An 18,630-nucleotide genomic window follows, 5' to 3' on the forward strand; every position below is an offset into this window, starting at 1 on the left:
TGCCGGGTCGACCCGAGTCTTGGTGTTGCGGAAAAGCCAGCGTCTCGGCTGGCGTGGGGGCTTGTCAGCGCGACGGGGACTGCAGGGGCGACGCGCTGCGAAGGCATGCAGCATCGGTGGCCGACATGGCGATCCTTCGATGGTTCACGATGTTTTTTGTCTTGGTGAATGTATGCAGCGCATCATCAAAGAAAACCATGCAAATGCCATGGCTGTTTCAAAGCCTTGCACTTATTTCAGTTGCCGGCTTGTGCTGCTGCCGTCGGCGTGCAGCAGGCGCTGCGGCGCGGCTCAGGCCGGTGCGGACGGTGTCGCCAGCAGCCGGTCCAGCAGCACCGCCACGTGGACGGCCTCACGCTCGGCGCCGTCGGCGATCTGGTGCCGGCAGCTCGTGCCGTCGGCCACCACGATGGCGTCGGGCTGCCGGCGCACGGCGGGCAGCAGGCTGGCCTCGGCCATCTGCATGGAGACGGCGTGGTGCGCCGCCTCGTAGCCAAAGCTGCCGGCCATGCCGCAGCAGCTGCTCTCGATCAGTTCGGGCTGGGCGCCAGGGATGAGTCTGAGCACATCGAGGATCGGCGTGACGGCGCCGAAGGCCTTCTGGTGGCAGTGGCCGTGCAGCAGGATGGGCGCGCCCGCGGGCTGCAGCGCGAGGGCGAAGCGGCCGGCCCTGGCTTCGCGTGCGATGAACTCCTCGAACAGCAAGGCCTGCTGCGACACGGTGACGGCCTGCTCGCCCAGGCCCATGACCAGTGCCTCGTCGCGCAGCGTCAGCAGGCACGAGGGCTCCAGGCCCACGATGGCGATGCCGGCCTGCGCGAACGGGGCCAGCGCGGCGACCAGCGCCGCGGCCTTGGCGCGCGCTTCGTCGACCATGCCGGTGGCGAGATAGGTGCGGCCGCAGCAATGGTGGCCGCCGGCTTTTTCCACGGTGTGCAGCAGGTAGCCGGCGGCTTGCAGCACGCGCGCGGCGGCCAATGCGTTCTCGCTCTCGAAGATGCCGTTGAAGGTGTCGACGAACAGCACGGCGGTCTTCTGGCCGGCCTGGGCTGCGGCGAGCAGGGCGTCGCGGCTGGCGAAGCCTGACGCATTGCGCGTGCGCCAGAAGGTCTTGCTGCGCCAATAGGGCAGCGACCGGTGGCGCGACAGGCCCAGCAGCTTCTCGCCCAGCCAGGCCGCTCCAGGCACGCGGTTGTGCAGGTTGGCGAGCCAGGGCAGCCGGCTGGCGGCGTGCGCGTAGTCGGGCAGGTGGGCAACCAGCCTGTCCTTGAGCGTGTGGCCGTGCTTGTTCTTGTAATGGGCCAGGAACTCGATCTTCATCTTCGCCATGTCCACGCCGGTCGGGCAGTCGCGCTTGCAGCCCTTGCAGCCCACGCACAGGTCCATGGTGGCGTGCAGTTCCTCGCTGGCCAACGCATCGGGACCCAACTGGCCCGAAAGCGCCAGGCGCAGGGTGTTGGCCCGGCCGCGCGTGAGATGCTGCTCGTCGCGTGTCACGCGGTAGCTGGGGCACATGGTGCCGGCATCGAACTTTCTGCAGTGGCCGTTGTTGTTGCACATCTCCACGGCCTTGGCGAAACCGCCGGTGCTGTCGCCGCCGGTGCCGGGCGGCGTCGTGACCTCGGTCACCGGATCGGCCTGCACGTTCCAGGCCGACCAGTCGAGCACGGGCTTCAGTTCGATGCGCTGGTATGGCCGTGGCGACGCGGGTGGCGCGAAGCGCAGCAGCGCGGCGTCGTCCATCTTCGGCGGGTCGATGATCTTGCCGGGGTTCAGCAGATTGAGCGGGTCCAGGTGCTGCTTGATGCTGCGGAAGGCCGCGTTGATCGCCGGGCCGAACTGCCATTCGATCCACTCGCCGCGGCACAGGCCGTCGCCGTGCTCGCCGCTGAACGCGCCCTTGTACTTGCGCACCAGCGCGCTGGCCTCTTCGGCGATGGCGCGCATCTTGGCGCCGCCGTCGGTCCGCATGTCCAGGATGGGCCGCACGTGCAGCGTGCCGACGGAAGCGTGCGCGTACCAGGTGCCGCGGCTGCCGTACTTGGCGAAGACTTCGGTCAGCCCATCGGTGTACTCGGCCAGGTGCTCCAGCGGCACGGCGCAGTCCTCGATGAAGCTCACCGGTTTGCCGTCGCCCTTCAGGCTCATCATGATGTTGAGGCCGGCCTTGCGCACGTCCCAGAGGTTCTTCTGCGGCGCGTCGTCGGGCATCTGCACCACGCTGCCGGGCAGGCCCAGGTCGCCCATCAGTTCGACCAGTTGGCGCAGTTGCGGCAGCAACGTGGCCTTCTCGGCCCCGGCGAATTCCACGAGCAGGATGGCGGCGGGCCGGCCGATCAGCGCCGTCTCCACCGTAGGGCGGAAGGCCGGGTTGGACAGGGCCAGCTCGATCATGGTGCGGTCCACCAGCTCCACCGCGGTGGGCCCGAGCTTGACGATGTGCTGGGCTGCGTCCATGGCCGCGTGGAAGCTCGTGAAGTTCACGATGCCCAGCACCTTGGCGCGTGGCAGCTCGGCCAGCTGCAGCGTGAGGCTGCGCGTGATGGCCAGCGTGCCCTCGGAGCCGACCAGGAGGTGCGCGAGGTTCACGCTGCCATCCGTGGTGTAGGGCTTCTCGCTCTGGTTGTAGAAGATGTCCAGGTTGTAGCCGGCCACGCGGCGCATGACCTTGGGCCAGCGTGCGGCGATCTCGGCGCTGTGCTGGGCCGCCAGTCTGCGCACGTGGTCGGCGATCGCGGCCGCGCGGCCGCCGAGACCGGCGACCGGCCCGAAGGTCACGAGCTCGCCATCGGACAGCCAGGCCTGTGCGCCCAGCACGTTGTGCACCATGTTGCCGTAGGCGATGGAGCGCGAGCCGCAGGAGTTGTTGCCGGCCATGCCGCCCAGCGTGGCCTGCGCGCTGGTCGACACGTCCACCGGGTACCACAGACCGTGCGGCTTGAGCTGCGCGTTGAGGTGGTCCAGCACCAGGCCGGGCTCCACCGTGGCGGTGCGGGCCTGCACATCCACGTCCAGCACGCGGCGCAGATGCTTGCTGTTGTCGATGACCAGTGCCGCGCCCGTGGTCTGGCCGCACTGGCTGGTGCCGCCGCCGCGCGCGAGCACGGGCACCTTGAGGTCGCGCGCGATGTCGATGGCCAGCGCCACGTCGCGCGCAGTCCTGGGCACCAGCACGCCCACCGGCATGATCTGGTAGATCGACGCATCGGTGGCGTAGCGCCCGCGCGATCCTGCGTCGAACAGCACCTCGCCCTCGGTCTCCGCACGCAGCCGGCGCGCCAGCGCCTCGCAGGTTTCGTTGGGCGGCAGCACGGTGCCGGCCGGGAGCAGGGCGCTTGCGGGTTCGATCTGCATGGGGTCTTCCTAGTTCTTTCGGGCGGCGGCGGCGATCGGATAGATCTCGCCCGCGCGCAGCAGCGCGAGCACGGTGTCGCGCTTGCGCAGCACGTGGGCCACGAGCACATCGCGCAGCGCAGCCGCATCGCGCGCCTGCAGCGCCGCGACCATCTGCTCGTGCTCCTGCACGGCGTGCTGCCACTTGGCCTCGTCCTGGTTGGTGCGAAAGCGCAGCGACTGCACGCGCGCGTTGATCGCGCGGTAGGTGCTGGCCAGCACCGGGTTGCGCGCGGCGGCGTTGATGGCGGTGTGGATCAGCGCGTTGAGCCGGTAGTAGCCCGACAGGTCGCGCCGCGCATGGCAAGCCAGCATCTCGTAGTGCAGCGCGCGCAGTTCGGCCAGTTCGGCGTCGGTGATGCGCTGCGCCGCGAGCTCGCCCGACTGGCCCTCCAGCATGGCCAGCACCTCGAAGGTGTTGAGCACGTCGGCCTCGGTCAGCTTGACGGCCACGGCGCCGCGGTTGGGCAGCAGGTCCACGAGGCCCTCCGCGGCCAGCAGCTTGATGGCCTCGCGCAGCGGCGTGCGCGAGACGCGCAGCTGCTCGCACAGCTCGCGTTCGTTGAGTTTGGCGCCGGGCGCGATGCGGCCCTCCACCAGCATGGTGCGCAGCCGCGCCGCCACCTGGTCGTGCAGCGCGAGACGGGAGATTTCGATGATGTCGGCCATGGTCTTCCTCGGGCAACTGGATTTTGCATTCAAACTTCAACAGGTCTTTGCATGGAGAGCTAGGGTTATCCATGCCATGAGAATGTTTTTTGAATGCAAAAATTTCGAGAACAACGAGGACCGTACATGCTCCAGCTCGACATCCACCCGACCGGCCGCCACTTCCTGCAGATCCCCGGCCCCAGCCCGGTGCCCGACCGCATCCTGCGGGCCATGAGCCTGCCCACCATCGACCACCGCGGGCCCGAGTTCGCCGGCCTGGGGCTCAAGGTGCTGTCCGGCATCCAGCAGATCTTCAAGACCAAGCACCCGGTGGTGATCTACCCGGCCTCGGGCACCGGCGCCTGGGAGGCCGCGCTGCTCAACACGCTGAGCCCCGGCGACCACGTGCTGATGTACGAGACCGGGCACTTCGCCAGCCTGTGGAACAAGATGGCCACCAAGCTCGGCATCGCCACCGAGTTCCTGGCATGGGAAGGCCGTGACGAACACCTGCCCAACGCCGGCAGCTGGCGCCGCGGCGTGCAGGCCGAACTCATCGAGGCACGCTTGCGCAAGGACACCGAGAAGAAGATCAAGGCCGTGTGCGTGGTGCACAACGAGACCTCGACCGGCGTGACCTCCGACATCGCCTCCGTGCGCAAAGCGATCAACGCAGCCGGCCATCCGGCGCTGCTGATGGTCGACAGCATCTCGGGCCTGGCCAGCGCCGACTTCCGCCATGACGAGTGGGGCGTGGACGTGACCGTCAGCGGCTCGCAGAAGGGCCTCATGCTGCCGCCCGGCATCAGCTTCAACGCCTTGTCGCCGCGCGCGCTGGAAGCCTCGAAGTCGGCGAAGCTGCCGCGCGCCTTCTTCGACTGGGCCGAGATCGTCGAGATGAACAAGACCGGCTACTGGCCCTACACGCCCAGCACCAACCTGTTGTATGGCCTCTCGGAAGCGCTGGACATGGTGCTGGGCGAGGGCCTGGACAACGTGTTCGCAAGGCACCAGCGCTGGGCCGCCGGCGTGCGCGCGGGCGTCAACGCCTGGGGCCTGCCGATCCAGTGCGCCGATCCGGCCGTCTATTCGCCCGTGCTGACCGGCGTGATCACGCCAGAGGGCGTGGACGCCGACGCGCTGCGCAAGCTGATCCACGAGCGCTTCGACCTGTCGCTGGGCACCGGCCTCGGAAAGCTCAAGGGCCGCATGTTCCGCATGGGCCACCTGGGCGACAGCAACGACCTCACGCTGGTGGCCATGGTGGCGGGTGTCGAGATGGGGCTGAAGCTGGCCGGCGTCCAGCTGGCGGGAAGCGGCGTGCAGGCCACCATGGACCACTTCGCCGGCCATCCCGCTCCCTCGCCACTCAAGAACGCCAGCTGAAGCGTTCGCGGCATCCCAACACCACCGGAGACACACGATGCAAAGACGTTCCCTGATCCAGGCCGTGGGCGCCGCGGCGGCCACGCTAGTCGCCCCCTCCCTGTTCGCGCAGGACTGGCCTTCCGGCCCGGTGCGCATCGTGGTGGGCTTCCCGCCCGGCGGTGGCACCGACGCGCTGGCGCGCGTGGTGGCGCAAAAGCTCACGGCCATGTGGGGCCAGTCCGTCATCGTGGAGAACAAGCCCGGCGTGGCCGGCGTGCTGGCGGCCGAATATGTGGCGCAGCAGCCCAGCGACGGCAGCACGCTGCTGATGGCCCACATCAACAGCCATGCGCTGGCGCCCAGCCTGCAGCCCCGGCTGCGCTACGACGTGCAGCGCGACTTCGTGCCCATCGTGATGGTGGGCGTGACGCCCAATCTGCTGATCGCCGGCCCCGGCCAGAAGGCCACGGCGCTCAAGGACATCGTGGCCTTGTGCAAGGCCGAGCCGGGCAAGGTCAGCTTCGGCTCGGCCGGCGCCGGTTCGGCCCAGCACCTGGCGTTGGAGATGTTCAAACTGCAGGCCGGCGTGGACGCCATGCACGTGCCCTACAAGGGCAGCGGCCCGCTGCTGGCCGACCTCATGGGCAACCAGATCCAGTACAGCTTCGAGACCATGACGGCGGCCACGCCGCATGTGAAGAGCGGCAAGGTGGTGGCCGTGGCGCAGACGCGCATGCGCCGCGCCAAGGGCCATCCGGGCGTGGCGACCATGCAGGAGCAGGGCTTCGAAGGCTTCGAGGCCACCACCTGGTACGGCCTGGCCGGGCCAGGCAAGCTGCCGACGCCGATTGCCGACAAGATCAACCGCGACGTGAACACCGTGCTGGCCATGCCCGACGTGCAGGAGCGCATGGACGCCTACGGCGCGGAAGACGGCGGCGGCACGCGCGAGAAGTTCACCCAGTTCATCGCCAGCGAGACCGCCAAATGGAACAAGGTGGTGAAGGACGCCAAGGTCAAGGTCGACGCGTAGCGCCGGCCCCGGCCTCGACCACGGCCACGGCCGCCGCCAGGTCTTCCAGCGCGGTGCCCACGGCCTTGAACACGGTGCGCTCGCCGGCCGTACGCCGGCCCGGGGCGGTGCCGGTCACCAGCTCGGACAGCGTGCCGCGCACGTCCTCCGCGCGGAACACGCCGCGGGACAGCGGCCCAAGCAGGTCGCCGCTTTTCTGCAGCGCCTCGGGCGTGTCGACCCAGACGCCGGCACCGGCGAAGCAGGCATCGTCGGCCTCGACCATCTGGGGCGAAAAGCTGCCGATGAGGTCCAGGTGGCTGCCCGGCGCGAGCCAGGCGCCTTGCACCACGGGCGCCGTGGCCAGCGTGGCGCAGCTCACGATGTCGGCACCCGCGCAGGCGGTGGCCAGGTCGTGGGCGGCGAGTGCGTCGAAGCCGTCCTCGCGCAGGCTCGCGGCCAGGGCCGTGGCCTGCGGCGCCGAGCGCGCCCAGACCGTCACCCGGCGGATCGGCCGCACGGCCGCGAAGGCGGCCGGCAGCAGCCGCGCGAGCCGGCCCGCGCCGACCACGAGCAGGTGCTGCGCGTCTTCGCGCGCGAGGTAGGAGGCGGCCAGCGCCGAGGCCGCCACCGTGCGGCGCGCCGTGATGGCATCGCCGTCGAGCAGCGCCAGCGGCACACCCGTGGTCGCGTCGTGCAGCAGGTAGCTCGCGTGCAGGCCCGGCAGGCCCAGCGCTGCATTGCCGGGCGCGATGTTGATGAGCTTCACGCCGTAGTAGCGCGCGGTCCAGGCCGGCATGATCAACGAGGTGAAGCGGTCCTGCACCGCGTGCGTGTGGCGCAGCGGCACCTGGCAGGGCGTGGCGAAGGCCTGGCGCAGCGTGGCGATCAGATGGGGGAAAGGCAGGGCGGCATGCACCGCGCTTGCATCAATGAACCTCATGCTTCGGCCAGGTAGTGCTTCATCTCCACCGCCTCGCCGGGCAGCACGAAGGCGCGCACCGTGGCCTCCAGTTCATGGTCGGCCTGCGTGTGGCGCGCGCGCTGGTGCAGGTAGTCGGCCCAGCTGCTCACGATGAAGCGTTCTACGTAGCGCGAGGGGTCGGCCAGGTCGCGGTAGACGCGCCAGAAGGTCGCGCCGTCGCGCTTGCGGTGGGCGCGCAGCAGGCTGGTCGCTTCCAGGAAGGCGCTCGCGTCCTCGGGCCGGATGCGGTAGCCGATCTCGATGGCCACGGGGCCGGCCTCGGGTGCAGGCTCCTTGGACACGTAGAGCTCGTCCCAGGGCGTGGTCTGTGTCACCTCCTGGGCCTCGCCCATGCGCAGCGGGAAGGGCTTGCCCAGCAGCAGACCGGCGGCCATGGTGGCTGCTGCGACTACCAGCGTGAAGGTCAGGCCCGTGATGTCGGCCATGGCACCCCAGAAGGCCGAGCCCAGTGCGAACGAGCCCAGCGCGCACAGCGTGTGCATGGCCACCGCGCGCGAGCGCACCCAGGGCGGTACGCTGGTCTGGGTGGCGGTGTTGAAGGTGGACATCACGGCCATCCAGGCCGCGCCGCCGGCCACCAGCGCCAGGTAGACCAGCGCCGGCCAGGGTGCGAAGGCGGCGATCAGGTTCACCACCGCATACACCACGCAGCCGATGGCGACCAGCTTCTCCAGGCCCACGCGCTGGCGCAGCTGCCCCACGACCAGACCGATCAGCACGGCGCCCGTGCCCAGGCAGCCCATCAGCATGCCGTAGCCGGTGGCGCCCAGGCCCAGCTTCTGCGCGCCGATGGTGGGCAGCAGCGCCCACAGCGCCGAGCCGGCACCGGCATAGGCCACGGTGCGCACCAGTTGGGCCAGCACGGTCTGCGAATGCCAGGCAAAGCGCAGCGCGGCCATCATGCCGCCCCACAGCCGTTCGGCCGGCAGCCGCGAGGGCGGGTGCGGCTTGGGCGGGTAGCGCCGGATCGCCAGCGCCATCACCACCACGGCGACCACGGCCAGCGCGAAGTTCCAGGCGCCGCCCACCAGCGTGAACACCAGGCCGGCCAGGGCCGGGCCGACCGCGCGCGCCGCGTTGTAGGCGATGGAGACGCAGGTGATGGCCTGCGGCAGGTCGGCGCGCGTGACCGAGTCGGCGATGGTGGAATTCCAGGCCGGCGACAGCAGCGCCGTGCAGCAGCCGGCCACGAAGATCATGAACAGCACGGTGCCCGGGCCGCCGATGCCGGCCAGCAGCAGCACGGCCATCAGCGTGCCGGCGATGGCCTGCACCACCAGCGCCGTGAGGATGAGCCGGCGCCGGTCGGTGATGTCGGCCATCACACCGGCCGGCAAGGACAGCAGGAACATGGGCAGGAACACGGCCGTCTGCACCAGGGCGGCCAGGAAGGACGAGCCGGTCAGCTCGACCATCATCCAGGCCGCCGCCATGGTCTGCATGGCATTGCCGATGAAGTAGATGCCCCCGGCGCTCCACAGGGCGCGGAACTGCGGGTAGCGCAACGTGGCCCAGATCGACGGGTTGTGGGGCAGGGGCGTGGCGCTCATGGGGCGCAATTGTCCATATTTGCTTCCCCCGCCCCGGGGGATTGGTTAAGCTTCAGGCCGAAGTTGCCAGGCCGGCACGCGGCTGGCGTGTGGCGCGCAAGCCCATCCACTGGGCCTCGGCCAGCAGCACCACGGTCACGGCCTGGGCGATGACCCAGGCCATGCCCAGCGCCGTGACCGCGAACAGGCCGCTGGCCAGCAGCGCCGCGCAGGCGGCGGCCCAGCCGAAGTTGCCGATGGCCACCAGGCCGATCAGCGTGCGCGGCGGCGTGGCGCGGCGGGCCATGGCGGCGGCCGCCGCGGCGTAGGCCAGCAGGAACAGACCGGTGCCCATCAGCAGGCCGCCCGGCAGGCCGGTGAGTCGGGCCAGTGCGTCGGTGAAGCCGACCTGCAGGGCGCCCGTGGCGGCGCAGGAGGCGGCGTCGATCCACATCACGCGGGACAGGAAGCGGGGCGAGGCGAAGAGGGAAGACATGGCGGAACTCCTTGGGTTGCACGCCCTGGGACCATCCCCTGGCGTTGGACCGCATGGTTCCGCAGGCGGCGCTGCGAAGCCATGACCTCGCAGGTCATGGCCTTGGGTGGCCCTGGCGCCAGAATCGGCGCCATGCCCAGCCCCTCCCATGCCCTGCGCCTGCCCGGCGCCCGCGACCCCTTCGGCCTGCACCTGCGCCACTGGCGCCAGCACCGGCGCATGAGCCAGCTGGACCTGGCCAACGAGGCCGAGATCTCCACGCGCCACCTGAGTTATGTGGAGACCGGCCGCGCCGCGCCCAGCCGCGAGATGGTGCTGCGCCTGGCCGAGCGGCTGGAGGTGCCGCTGCGCGAGCGCAATGCGCTGCTGGTGGCGGCGGGCTTCGCGCCCATGTACCGCCAGCGCGGGCTGGACGATCCGGCGCTGGCGGCCGCGCGGCGGGCCGTGGACCTCGTGCTCAAGGGGCACGAGCCCTATCCCGCTCTCGCGGTGGACCGGCACTGGCAGCTGGTCGCGGCCAACGCCATCGTGCCCCTGCTGATGGCCGGCGCGGCGCCCGAACTGCTGCAGCCGCCCGTCAACGTGCTGCGGCTGTCGCTGCATCCGCAGGGCCTGGCCAGCCGAATCGCGAACCTCGCGCAATGGCGCGCCCACCTGCTGGAACGGCTGCAGCAGCAGGTCGCGGCCACGGGCGATGCAGTGCTGCAGGCGCTGCACGACGAGCTGGCGGCCTACCCGGTCGGCGATGCCGGCCATGCGGCCACGGCGGGCGGTGGCGAACTGTCCAGCGTGGTCGTGCCGTTCCAGCTGCGCACCGAGGCCGGTGTGCTGAGCTTCATCAGCACCACGACGATCTTCGGCACGCCGGTGGACGTGACCTTGCAGGAGCTGGCGGTGGAGTCGTTCTTTCCGGCCGATGCGGCGACGGCCCAGGCGCTCGCGGCGTTGAAAGCCTGATCAGTCCAGGCTGGCCAGATGGGTCTGGGCCGCTGCGCCCAGCTTCGCGTCGAAGGTGGCCAACGGGGCCTTGAGTTCGGCGGCCAGCCACAGGTAGGCGGCGTCGTAGGCGCTGAGCTGGTAGCGGATGGCCAGTTCAAGCACCTGTGCGGATGGCACGTCGTGCAGCGTGATCTCGATCTGTGCGAAGGCTGCGAGGCCGTCTTTCGCCGTGTCGGGCATGCCTTGCTTGTGCTTCTTCAGTGCGACGCTCGTGATCTCGGTGGCCAGCAGGTGCGGGGCGTGCAGGGTCCGGGCTTCGATCGCATCGCCCGCCTGCCGTTCCCACTCCTCCTGGAACAGCAGCCCGGCCAGCACGCTGCAATCGACCACCAGCGGGGGCAACACCAGGTAGTGCGCCGGCGGTTCGGCCACATGCAGGGCGGACGGCGGCATCGTCAGCGCGCGTCGCGTTCGGCGCGGATGATGTCCCGCCCGGTCGATACGCCGGTGATGGGCTTGGGGTACTTCGCGCGCAGTTCTGCTGCGATCTGCGCGACGGTTTTCCAGCCCTGGACCTGGGCCACCGGCTTGGCGGCGGGGGCTGGGGTGCCTCCCACGGCGCCTTCCAGAATGGCCATCAACTCGCCCTGCAGCGAGCGGTGGTTGCGCGCGGCGCGTTGACGCAGCGCCTCCGCCCACGCTTCCGGCACATCTTTGACAGAGAGATTTGGCATTTTGGCTCCACATTGGATCTGATCCATTTTGGAACCGAAAGCGAAAGACGTCAAATGGCCGCGCCCCGCCCGCTACCAGCCACCGCCCAGCGCCAGGAACACGCCCACCTGGTCGTCCGCCAGTTGCGCGTCCGAGGCCGCGAGCGCGGCTTCGCTGGCCGCCATCACGCGCTCGGCGTCCAGTGCGTCGAGGTAGCCGGTCTTGCCGTTCTGGTACAGCTGGCGCGCCTGCCGGGCCACGCTGGCACTGTCGTCGCGCGCGGCCTGCAGGGCCGCATGGCGGTCGAGTTCGCGCGCATAGACCACCAGCGCGGTTTCGGTTTCGCGCAGCGCGGTCAGCACGGTGCCGTCGAAGCGTGCCAGCGCCGCGCGCGTGCCGGCCTCGGCCTGCGCGATGCGGGCCTGGGCCACGCCCGTGTTGGGCACGGTCCAGGAGATCAGCGGGCCCAGGCTCCAGCTGAAGGTGTCGCCGCGCGCGAAGCCCGATGCCGCGCCGACCGAGCCTGCCGACAGGCCCAGCGTGACCTTGGGGTACAGATCGCCGATGGCCACGCCGATGCGCGCCGTGGCCTCGGCCAGTGCGCGCTCGGCCTGGCGCACGTCAGGGCGGCGCCGCAGCAGCGCCGCGCCGTCGCCCACGGGAATGGCCCCTGCCACCTGCGGCGGCGTCTCGCAGCTGGCCACGTCGCGCGGGAAATCCTGCGGCAAGGCGCCCGTCAGCGTGGCGATCCGGTACAGCGCGCCCTGGCGCTCGGCTTGCAGCGGCGGCAAGGCCGCGTTCAGTTGCTGCAGCTGGGCGCGGGCGCGTGCGGCGTCGATGCTGCCGGCGCGGCCGGCCTCTTGCAGCCGCTCGGTCACGCCCAGGGCCTCGCGCTGCAGCTGCACGGACTTCTGCGCGGCCTGCAGTCGCAGCCCGCTGGTGCAGGCCTGCGCATAGGCGCGGGCCGTGGCGGCGGCCACGTTCACGCGCACCAGGTCGACGGCGGCCTGCGCGCCGGCGCTGCCGGCTTCGGCCGCCTCGATCGCGCGGCGGATCTGGCCGACCCAGTCGACCTGGTAGGACAGCGACGCATTGGCGCCGTAGTGCACGGCGTTGGGCGGCACGTAGTCCTTCTGCAGCAGCGACAGGCCCGAGACATGGCCGTACGAGGGGCCGCCGCTGATGCCGATGCCGGGCTTGGTCGCGCCGCCGACTTCGGTTTCGACGGCCTGCATGCGCTCCAGGTTGGCCACGGCCTGGCGCAGGTCCGTGTTGTGCGCCAGCGCCTGGCCGACCAGCCGGTCGACCGCGGGGTCGTGCCACAGCCGCCACCAGTCCTGCGGCAGCGGTTCGGCGGAGAACGGCGCGGCCTTTGCACCTGCGAAGGGCAGGGCGGCGGCCGGCTGGCTGGCCAGCGCCTCGGGCGGCTGGTGGTAGTCGGGGCCGACCGGGGCCGTGCTGCAGGCGGCCAGCACCAGGGCCAGGGTGAGCGGAGCGAGTTGGCGCAGCATGCTCAGCTCCTGGGCGCGGCGCCGGCCTCGACCACCTGCACCGTCACGGTCTGGCCCGCCACCAGGTTGGTGCCTGCAGGCAGCGGATCCAGCCGCACCCGCACGGGCACGCGCTGGGCCAGGCGCACCCAGTTGAAGGTCGGCGTCACGCTGGGCAGCAGGTTGGCGCTGGTCGAGCGGTCGCGGTCGGCGATGCCGGCGGCCAGGCTCTCCACCGTGCCGCCCAGCACGCCGCCGCTCATGGGCGTCACGCGCACGCGGTCGCCGATGTGGATGCGCGGCAGCTTGGTCTCCTCGAAGTAGCCCTCGACATAGAGCGAGGCGGCATCGACCAGGGCCAGCGCCGGCCGGCCGGCCGTGGCGTAGCTGCCCTGGCGCAGATCCAGGTTGGTGATGAGGCCACCCACCGGTGCCCGGACCTCGGCGCGCGAGAGGTTCAGCTGGGCGGTGTCGCGCGTGACGGTGGCCTGCGCCACGCCAGCCTGGGCCTGCGCGACGCGCATGCGGGTCTGCTCGCGCACTTCCTGCGAGACGAGATTGCCGAGCGCCTGGTTGCGCGCGTCCTCGCGCTGGGCCTGCGACAGCGCGACCTGTTGCGCACCCAGCGCCGCCTGGGCCTGGCGCAGCGCGAGCAGGAAGCGCGCACGGTCGACCTCGAACAGCAGCGTGCCGCCGGCCACGGCCTGGTTGTCGGCCACCGGCACGGCCGTGACCAGGCCCGAGACGTCGGGCGCGATCTGCACGATGTTGGCGCGCACGCGGCCGTCGCGCGTCCAGGGCGCGACCTCGTAGTGGTCCCACAGCCGCAGGCCGGCCCAGACGGCGGCAGAGGTCACGAGCAGGGTCAGCAGCACGCGGGCGCTGCCCACGGTCCAGGGGTGCTTGAAGAAGGAGGCGGTTTTCATAGGGAACCTGTTTGCAGAAAGTAGGCGGCCCGGCTGAGCCCGTAGAGCAGCAGCACGTACAGCGCCACGTCGAACAGCGCCGGATGCCAGATGTGGCGGTACAGGCCGGTGGCGGCCAGCAGGCGGCGCAGGCCCCACAGCACGCCCAGCGCGCCAAGTGCCAGCGGCATCAGCCAGGGCATGTACAGGCCGTAGAAACTCAGCTCGCCGATCATGGTGTGGCTCCTTGGGCCAGTGGCTCTGCGCCGGGGAAGAGGTTGCGCCGCAGGCCGACCAGCGCGGCCACGGCGGCGGGCCATTCCGCGCCGGCACGCGGCGCGGCCAGCGTGGCCTGCAGCGTGTCGTCCAGCGCCGGCAGCAGGGCAGCGGGCACGGGCGCGGCTGGCCCGCTGCTGCGCGCGCCGAAGAAGCCGGCGATGCCGCCCAGCAACTGGGCCGTCGCCGCCGCGGGCAGATGGGCACGGGCCTGCTGCAGCGTGACGATGTCCTTGCCCACGCGCAGGTCGCGCAGCGCGTCGTTGGTGGTGGCGTCCTTGCGGCCGTCGGCATGCGTGATGCGCAGCGCCAAGAGGCCGATGCGGTCGAGCACGCGCACCGTGTAGCCATCGTCCTGCGGTGCGCGCGGCGCGGCGGCCATCTCGCCGAGTTCGCGCCAGATCGCGCGCTGGATGCGGCGCGCACTCCAGTCGGTGCCGACCGAGCGCATGAGGCCCGTGATGCGGGCCGCGGCCACGGCGCCCAGCGTCTGTGCCAGCGTGGCGTTCAGGAAGCCCACGATGTCGGCGTTGCCGGTGTCGTGCATGGCCAGCGTGCCGCCCAGGCCGCCCATCAGCATGGCCATGGCGGCCAGAAAGGTGCTTGGGCGCGCCATGTAGCAGCCCAGCACCAGGAAGGCCGGCGCGCAGATCAGCACCAGCATGCCGAAGTCCTGCACCAGCGGCAGCAGCACCAGCACGTACAGCGCCGACAGCGGGATGGACCACAGCGTGTACTTCATGAAGGCGTTGATCGCCGGCGCCGGGTCGTCCATGGTCGCGAAGAAGCAGCACAGCACCGCGGCCATCATGGTGGCCACCGAGCCCGAGGGCCAGCCGGTCAGGATCCAGAAGGCGCTGCACAGGCAGACCACCAGCACCGCGGCCGCGCCTGACCACAGCGCCATGCCCACGTCGCGGTGCAGCACGCGGTGGCCCAGCGCCTGGTGGCGTGCCGGTGCGGCGCCCTGCAGGCCGGCGTCGATCTCCTGGCGCAGGGCGGTGCAGGCGGCCCAGCCGTCCACCAGCTCGCCCAGGCGGCAGGCCAGGGCGATGCGCAGCGCGCGCTGCCAGTCGCTGGCCGGGGCCTCGGCCAGCGCATCGATGGCCGGGCGCAGCGGGGTGGGCTGGGCTTGGTGGGGCGCCTGCAACCAGCTGCCGATGCGCGCCAGTACCTCGGTCACGTCGGCGGGCAGCGCACCTGCATCCTGCTCCAGCGCATGCAGCCGGTCTTCCACGGCCGACAGCAGCGGTGTGAGCGCCGCCACCCGGTCCTGCATCGCGCCGATGGCGCCGGCGGTCCAGCGCAAGTGGGTGGTGTCGAAGGGCACGTGGGTGGACAGCAGGCGCAGCTGCGTGATGTCGGCGGCGAGCCGCCGGCGGTCCAGGTCCAGCGCCTGGCCCGCGCCTTGGCCGCCCTGGCGCAGCAGGTCGGCGAGCCAGCGCCGCGCGTCGCGCAGCGTGTTGTCCAAGAGGCCCAGCACGCTGGGCGCCAGGCTCTGCGGCAGCACGATGCTGTGCACCAGCGTGGCGCAGACGATGCCGATCCAGATCTCCTCCACGCGCAGTGTGGCCGTGTCGAACAGGGTCTGCGGCGTCTGGACCGAGGGAAAGCCGATCAGCGCGGCCGTGTAGCCGGCCAGCATGAAGACATAGGAAGCCGGCGAGCGGTCCAGCAGCGAGAAGAACAGACAGGTGCCGACCCACAGCGCCAGCGCCAGCGTCAGCAGCTCGGGCGCCGAGGACAGCGCGGGCACCAGCAGCAGCGTGGCTGTGCAGCCCAGCAAGGTGCCCAGGAAGCGGTAGATGGCCTTGGAGCGCACGGCGCCGGCCAGCGGGTTGGCCACCACATAGGCCGTCAGCAGCGCCCAGAACGGGCGCGGCAGGCCGGCCCGGCTCGCGCAGTACATGGCCAGCATGGCCGCGCCGAAGCTCTTCAGCGAGAACACGAATTCCCCGCGCGTGAAGCGCGGCAGCGCGGGCAACAGCGTCATGGCGCGCGCCGGTTGGCGGAGGGAGATGCGGAGGTAGAAGCGGAGGCGGGCGCGCGACTGGGCATCACGCAGCCCAGGCGCTGCTCCAGCGTGGCGAACACGCGCAGGCAGGCGGCGAGGTCTGCGTCGGGCACGCCCTCGAACAGATGGGCCCGCAGGTCGTGCAGCGTGGCCTCGATCTGGGCGCGGGCGGTGGCGCCGGCCGGGGTCAGGTGCAGGGTCTTGGCGCGGCGGTCGGCCGGGTCTTCGCGGCGTTCCGCGAGGCCGGCAGCCACCAGTTGGTCGAGCGAGCGCACCAGCGAGGCGGCCTCGATGCCCAGCAGTTCGGCCAGCTGGACCTGGCGCACGCCGTCGCCCTGGCGGCCGATCATCACAAGCGGCCAGGCCATGGTGGCCGACACGCCATGGTGGGCCACGGCCTTGTCGGCCATGGACTTGTAGGCCCGCTGCAGCACCGACAGCAGCATGGTGGCCGCCATCAGCGCGGTCTCGCGCTCGGGCGGCTGGCTCAGCGGGTTTTCGGACATTTCGTTAGCGCTCTATTAATTAGCTTGCTAACGATTATAGGGGTTTACCCTTTTTCTTGCAGAGCGCCCCGTTGCAGCGCTGGATCGGCTGCGGTGCGGGGCCTGCGCCGTGGCAGGCCCCGGATCGCCGATCAGTATTCCCAGAAGACGCGCTGCAGGTCGGCCGTGCTCAGCGGCTTGGTCAGCGCGACCATGGCCAGGATGCGGGCCTTCTGCGGGTTCAGGTCGTGCGCGACCACCCAGTCGTACTTGTCGTCGGGCTGCTCGGCATTGCGCAGCACGAAGCCGCCCGTGTTCACGCGCGAGGAACGGATCACCTGCACGCCATCGGCACGCAGCTTCTGCAGCGCGGGCACCACGCGGTCGGCGACCGAGCCGTTGCCGGTGCCGGCGTGGATGATGGCCTTGGCGCCCTTGCCGATGGCTTCGACCGTGGAGGCGGGCACGTTGCCGTAGCCGTAGGCGATGTCGACCTGCGGCAGCGCCGTGATCTCGTCGATGTTGAACTCCGACTGCGTGGTGTGGCGCTTGACCGGCGCGCGGAACCAGTAGTTCTTGCCTTCCACGATCATGCCCAGCGGGCCCCACTGGCTCTTGAAGGCCTCGGTCTTGATGTTAATGGCCTTGGCCACGTCGCGGCCGCTCTGGATCTCATCGTTCATCGTGACCAGCACGCCCTTGCCCTTGGCGTCCTTGCTGGCCGCCACGTTGACGGCGTCGAACAGGTTCAGCGCGCCGTCGGCCGACAGCGCCGTGCCCGGGCGCATGGAGCCGACCACCACGATGGGCTTGTCGGTGCGCACCACGAGGTTCAGGAAGTAGGCGGTTTCCTCCAGCGTGTCGGTGCCGTGCGTGACCACGATGCCGTCCACGTCGGACTGCTTGACCAGGGCCGAGACGCGCTTGGCCAGCACCAGCAGGTTGTCGTTGGTGAAGCTTTCCGAGGCGATCTGGAAAGTCTGCTCGCCCTTGACGTTGGCGACCTTGGAGATCTCGGGCAGGCCGGCGATCAGCTTGTCCACGGGCACCTTGGCGGCGGCGTAGGTGGCGCTGTTGGCGGCCGAGGCGCCAGCGCCGGCGATGGTGCCGCCGGTGGCGAGGATCACCACATTGGGCAGTTGCTGGGCCTGGGCGATGGCGCTGGCCGCGAGCAGGGCTGCGCCAGCCGCGAAGGCGCGGATGCGGGAGGGGAAGTACATGAGGAAAACTCCTGGAATATTGGCTTTGTCGCCCGGCCCGGCGCCGCGCGCCGCCATGGTTTGGTGCATGGCAGCCGTGGGGCCGGCCAGGGCGCGGCGGAAGATACAGGAAGCGTGCCCGCCCCGGTCTGCTGTTACATGCTGTCTCCGCATGGGGTGATGCGGGGCCCGGCCTGGCATGTGCCACCATGGCCGCATGCCCTTCGATTTCGACGCCGCCGTGCAGGCGCCGTTCCGCATGCAGCCGGGCCTGCGCCGGCTGGCGGCCGGTGCCGCGCAACTGAGCCCGGTGCGGCCGGGCAGCGCGCACTGGCGCGCCAAGCTGGCCGTGCTGTCGGCACGCGCGCCGCAGGCCTTGTGCGCCGCACCGGGGTTCGATGTGGCGCCGGCCCTGCAGGCCCTGTGCCGCCACGCCGCGGCCGAGCATCCTGCGGCCTGGATCTGGGACGGCGCGCGTGCCCAGGCGTCCGCGCTGGGCCTGGCCGTGGCCGGCGACGCGGTGCAGCCATTGGGCAGTACCGCCGACCCCGAGACACTGGCCTGCCTGCGCGCCCTGCCGCCCGGCTGGCGCCTCGCCGGCCTGCTGAGCCTGGCCTTCGCCGAGGACTTCGCGGTGCTGGACGCCGCCAGCACCGCCATCCCCTGGCTGGCCGTGGCCCTGCCGTCGCACTGGGCGCCCGAGCTGAAGGTCGGCCGCCCGTTCGCCGCCGTGCATGCGCCGGTGGCCGACAACGCGCTGCTGCTGCAGGCCGCGCAGGGGCTGGCCCGACTCGTGAGCGGCCCGGACCATTGGGAGCGCTTTGTCTGGACGGTGTCTCCGCACCGCGCGCTGGCCGCCCATCCTGCGCACCTGCCGCCCGGCGGTTGGCAAGGCCTGCCCGTGGAGGAGGCCTGGTGGCGCACCGAGCGCCAGACCTTCATCCCGGTGCCTGGGGTGGCGCAGGCCGTCTTCACGATCCTGGTCCAGGTGCAGCCCCTGGCCCAGGCCATCGGCACCCCGGCCCAAGCGGCGCGCTTGCACGCGGCCATCGCCAGCATGAGCGCCGAGGTGCTGGCCTACCGCGGCCTGGCCGGCGTGCACGGCCGCCTGCTCGACTGGCTGGCGGCCCGGTGCTGAAGGGCCCGGGTGTGATGCGGCTGTCACATGCGGCCC

General features: G+C 71.0%; 17 protein-coding genes. 4 read left to right on the forward strand and 13 right to left on the reverse strand.

The annotated features are described in order from the left end of the window. Positions 1-291: 291 nt before the first annotated feature. Both ACSQ4M_RS16980 and ACSQ4M_RS16985 read right to left on the reverse strand, forming a co-directional pair. On the reverse strand, positions 292-3,354 hold the full coding sequence (locus tag ACSQ4M_RS16980) for an FAD-binding and (Fe-S)-binding domain-containing protein (protein WP_436190606.1): 3,063 nt from the start codon (positions 3,352-3,354) through the stop codon (positions 292-294). Positions 3,355-3,363: 9 nt separating this feature from the next. Beyond that, a complete protein-coding gene (locus ACSQ4M_RS16985; protein WP_436190607.1) occupies positions 3,364-4,062 on the reverse strand; it encodes a GntR family transcriptional regulator in 699 nt (232 codons plus the stop codon). A gap of 126 nt (positions 4,063-4,188) precedes the next feature. On the opposite strand from ACSQ4M_RS16985, the gene ACSQ4M_RS16990 reads away from it, so the two are divergent. Further along, positions 4,189-5,430 (forward strand): pyridoxal-phosphate-dependent aminotransferase family protein, encoded by a 1,242-nt coding sequence (locus ACSQ4M_RS16990; protein ID WP_436190608.1) that lies wholly within the window; start codon positions 4,189-4,191, stop codon positions 5,428-5,430. 37 nt (positions 5,431-5,467) lie between these two features. Further along, positions 5,468-6,445 (forward strand): Bug family tripartite tricarboxylate transporter substrate binding protein, encoded by a 978-nt coding sequence (locus ACSQ4M_RS16995; protein ID WP_436190609.1) that lies wholly within the window; start codon positions 5,468-5,470, stop codon positions 6,443-6,445. Here ACSQ4M_RS16995 and ACSQ4M_RS17000 read toward each other — a convergent pair. From ACSQ4M_RS17000 to ACSQ4M_RS17010, 3 genes are read right to left on the reverse strand one after another with little or no spacing between them, the layout of a single operon-like run. Beyond that, entirely contained in the window at positions 6,429-7,367 is a 939-nt protein-coding gene (locus ACSQ4M_RS17000; RefSeq protein ID WP_436190610.1) for an ornithine cyclodeaminase family protein, read from the reverse strand. The two genes, ACSQ4M_RS16995 and ACSQ4M_RS17000, sit on opposite strands and share 17 nt — an antisense overlap. Further along, positions 7,364-8,959, reverse strand: a complete 1,596-nt coding sequence (locus ACSQ4M_RS17005) for an MFS transporter (protein WP_436190611.1) — start codon at positions 8,957-8,959, stop codon at positions 7,364-7,366. The genes ACSQ4M_RS17000 and ACSQ4M_RS17005 overlap by 4 nt, the downstream gene beginning before the upstream one ends. A gap of 52 nt (positions 8,960-9,011) precedes the next feature. After that, positions 9,012-9,434 (reverse strand): hypothetical protein, encoded by a 423-nt coding sequence (locus tag ACSQ4M_RS17010; protein WP_436190612.1) that lies wholly within the window; start codon positions 9,432-9,434, stop codon positions 9,012-9,014. A gap of 132 nt (positions 9,435-9,566) precedes the next feature. Between ACSQ4M_RS17010 and ACSQ4M_RS17015 the strand changes: the two genes are divergently transcribed. Next, positions 9,567-10,391: a helix-turn-helix domain-containing protein gene (locus ACSQ4M_RS17015; RefSeq protein WP_436190613.1), complete on the forward strand. Its 825-nt coding sequence runs from the start codon at positions 9,567-9,569 to the stop codon at positions 10,389-10,391. Here ACSQ4M_RS17015 and ACSQ4M_RS17020 read toward each other — a convergent pair whose 3' ends face one another. The 8 genes from ACSQ4M_RS17020 to ACSQ4M_RS17055 all read right to left on the reverse strand — a co-directional run bounded on the left by ACSQ4M_RS17020 (position 10,392) and on the right by ACSQ4M_RS17055 (position 17,477). After that, the gene (locus tag ACSQ4M_RS17020; RefSeq protein ID WP_436190614.1) at positions 10,392-10,826 is read right to left on the reverse strand and encodes a type II toxin-antitoxin system VapC family toxin; all 435 of its coding nucleotides are present in this window, start codon (positions 10,824-10,826) and stop codon (positions 10,392-10,394) included. A gap of 2 nt (positions 10,827-10,828) precedes the next feature. Beyond that, positions 10,829-11,134, reverse strand: coding sequence for a FitA-like ribbon-helix-helix domain-containing protein (locus tag ACSQ4M_RS17025; RefSeq protein WP_436190615.1), 306 nt, complete (start codon positions 11,132-11,134; stop codon positions 10,829-10,831). Between the two features lie 45 nt (positions 11,135-11,179). Then, positions 11,180-12,598 (reverse strand): efflux transporter outer membrane subunit, encoded by a 1,419-nt coding sequence (locus ACSQ4M_RS17030; protein ID WP_436190616.1) that lies wholly within the window; start codon positions 12,596-12,598, stop codon positions 11,180-11,182. A gap of 2 nt (positions 12,599-12,600) precedes the next feature. After that, complete coding sequence (locus ACSQ4M_RS17035; protein WP_436190617.1) at positions 12,601-13,503, reverse strand: efflux RND transporter periplasmic adaptor subunit; 903 nt, start codon at positions 13,501-13,503, stop codon at positions 12,601-12,603. Continuing rightward, complete coding sequence (locus ACSQ4M_RS17040) at positions 13,500-13,718, reverse strand: DUF1656 domain-containing protein (protein WP_436190618.1); 219 nt, start codon at positions 13,716-13,718, stop codon at positions 13,500-13,502. The genes ACSQ4M_RS17035 and ACSQ4M_RS17040 overlap by 4 nt, the downstream gene beginning before the upstream one ends. Further along, a complete protein-coding gene (locus ACSQ4M_RS17045; RefSeq protein WP_436190619.1) occupies positions 13,715-15,751 on the reverse strand; it encodes an FUSC family protein in 2,037 nt (678 codons plus the stop codon). The genes ACSQ4M_RS17040 and ACSQ4M_RS17045 overlap by 4 nt, the downstream gene beginning before the upstream one ends. Continuing rightward, the gene (locus tag ACSQ4M_RS17050) at positions 15,748-16,278 is read right to left on the reverse strand and encodes a MarR family winged helix-turn-helix transcriptional regulator (protein ID WP_436190620.1); all 531 of its coding nucleotides are present in this window, start codon (positions 16,276-16,278) and stop codon (positions 15,748-15,750) included. The genes ACSQ4M_RS17045 and ACSQ4M_RS17050 overlap by 4 nt, the downstream gene beginning before the upstream one ends. Before the next feature lie 131 nt (positions 16,279-16,409). Then, the gene (locus ACSQ4M_RS17055; RefSeq protein WP_436190621.1) at positions 16,410-17,477 is read right to left on the reverse strand and encodes a type II asparaginase; all 1,068 of its coding nucleotides are present in this window, start codon (positions 17,475-17,477) and stop codon (positions 16,410-16,412) included. 196 nt (positions 17,478-17,673) lie between these two features. Between ACSQ4M_RS17055 and ACSQ4M_RS17060 the strand changes: the two genes are divergently transcribed. Next, on the forward strand, positions 17,674-18,594 hold the full coding sequence (locus ACSQ4M_RS17060) for a heme-dependent oxidative N-demethylase subunit alpha family protein (RefSeq protein ID WP_436190622.1): 921 nt from the start codon (positions 17,674-17,676) through the stop codon (positions 18,592-18,594). Positions 18,595-18,630: the final 36 nt, after the last annotated feature.

It is taken from the genome of Pseudorhodoferax sp. LjRoot39 (assembly GCF_964253035.1).
In the GTDB taxonomy this organism is placed as follows: Bacteria; Pseudomonadota; Gammaproteobacteria; order Burkholderiales; family Burkholderiaceae_C; genus Pseudorhodoferax.

Coding starts and splice junctions, on each gene's coding strand:
- ACSQ4M_RS16980 (WP_436190606.1), bottom strand. CDS start 3,354: ATGCAGATCGAACCCGCAAGCGCCCTGCTCCCGGCCGGCACCGTGCTG.
- ACSQ4M_RS16985 (WP_436190607.1), bottom strand. CDS start 4,062: ATGGCCGACATCATCGAAATCTCCCGTCTCGCGCTGCACGACCAGGTG.
- ACSQ4M_RS16990 (WP_436190608.1), top strand. CDS start 4,189: ATGCTCCAGCTCGACATCCACCCGACCGGCCGCCACTTCCTGCAGATC.
- ACSQ4M_RS16995 (WP_436190609.1), top strand. CDS start 5,468: ATGCAAAGACGTTCCCTGATCCAGGCCGTGGGCGCCGCGGCGGCCACG.
- ACSQ4M_RS17000 (WP_436190610.1), bottom strand. CDS start 7,367: ATGAGGTTCATTGATGCAAGCGCGGTGCATGCCGCCCTGCCTTTCCCC.
- ACSQ4M_RS17005 (WP_436190611.1), bottom strand. CDS start 8,959: ATGAGCGCCACGCCCCTGCCCCACAACCCGTCGATCTGGGCCACGTTG.
- ACSQ4M_RS17010 (WP_436190612.1), bottom strand. CDS start 9,434: ATGTCTTCCCTCTTCGCCTCGCCCCGCTTCCTGTCCCGCGTGATGTGG.
- ACSQ4M_RS17015 (WP_436190613.1), top strand. CDS start 9,567: ATGCCCAGCCCCTCCCATGCCCTGCGCCTGCCCGGCGCCCGCGACCCC.
- ACSQ4M_RS17020 (WP_436190614.1), bottom strand. CDS start 10,826: ATGCCGCCGTCCGCCCTGCATGTGGCCGAACCGCCGGCGCACTACCTG.
- ACSQ4M_RS17025 (WP_436190615.1), bottom strand. CDS start 11,134: ATGGATCAGATCCAATGTGGAGCCAAAATGCCAAATCTCTCTGTCAAA.
- ACSQ4M_RS17030 (WP_436190616.1), bottom strand. CDS start 12,598: ATGCTGCGCCAACTCGCTCCGCTCACCCTGGCCCTGGTGCTGGCCGCC.
- ACSQ4M_RS17035 (WP_436190617.1), bottom strand. CDS start 13,503: ATGAAAACCGCCTCCTTCTTCAAGCACCCCTGGACCGTGGGCAGCGCC.
- ACSQ4M_RS17040 (WP_436190618.1), bottom strand. CDS start 13,718: ATGATCGGCGAGCTGAGTTTCTACGGCCTGTACATGCCCTGGCTGATG.
- ACSQ4M_RS17045 (WP_436190619.1), bottom strand. CDS start 15,751: ATGACGCTGTTGCCCGCGCTGCCGCGCTTCACGCGCGGGGAATTCGTG.
- ACSQ4M_RS17050 (WP_436190620.1), bottom strand. CDS start 16,278: ATGTCCGAAAACCCGCTGAGCCAGCCGCCCGAGCGCGAGACCGCGCTG.
- ACSQ4M_RS17055 (WP_436190621.1), bottom strand. CDS start 17,477: ATGTACTTCCCCTCCCGCATCCGCGCCTTCGCGGCTGGCGCAGCCCTG.
- ACSQ4M_RS17060 (WP_436190622.1), top strand. CDS start 17,674: ATGCCCTTCGATTTCGACGCCGCCGTGCAGGCGCCGTTCCGCATGCAG.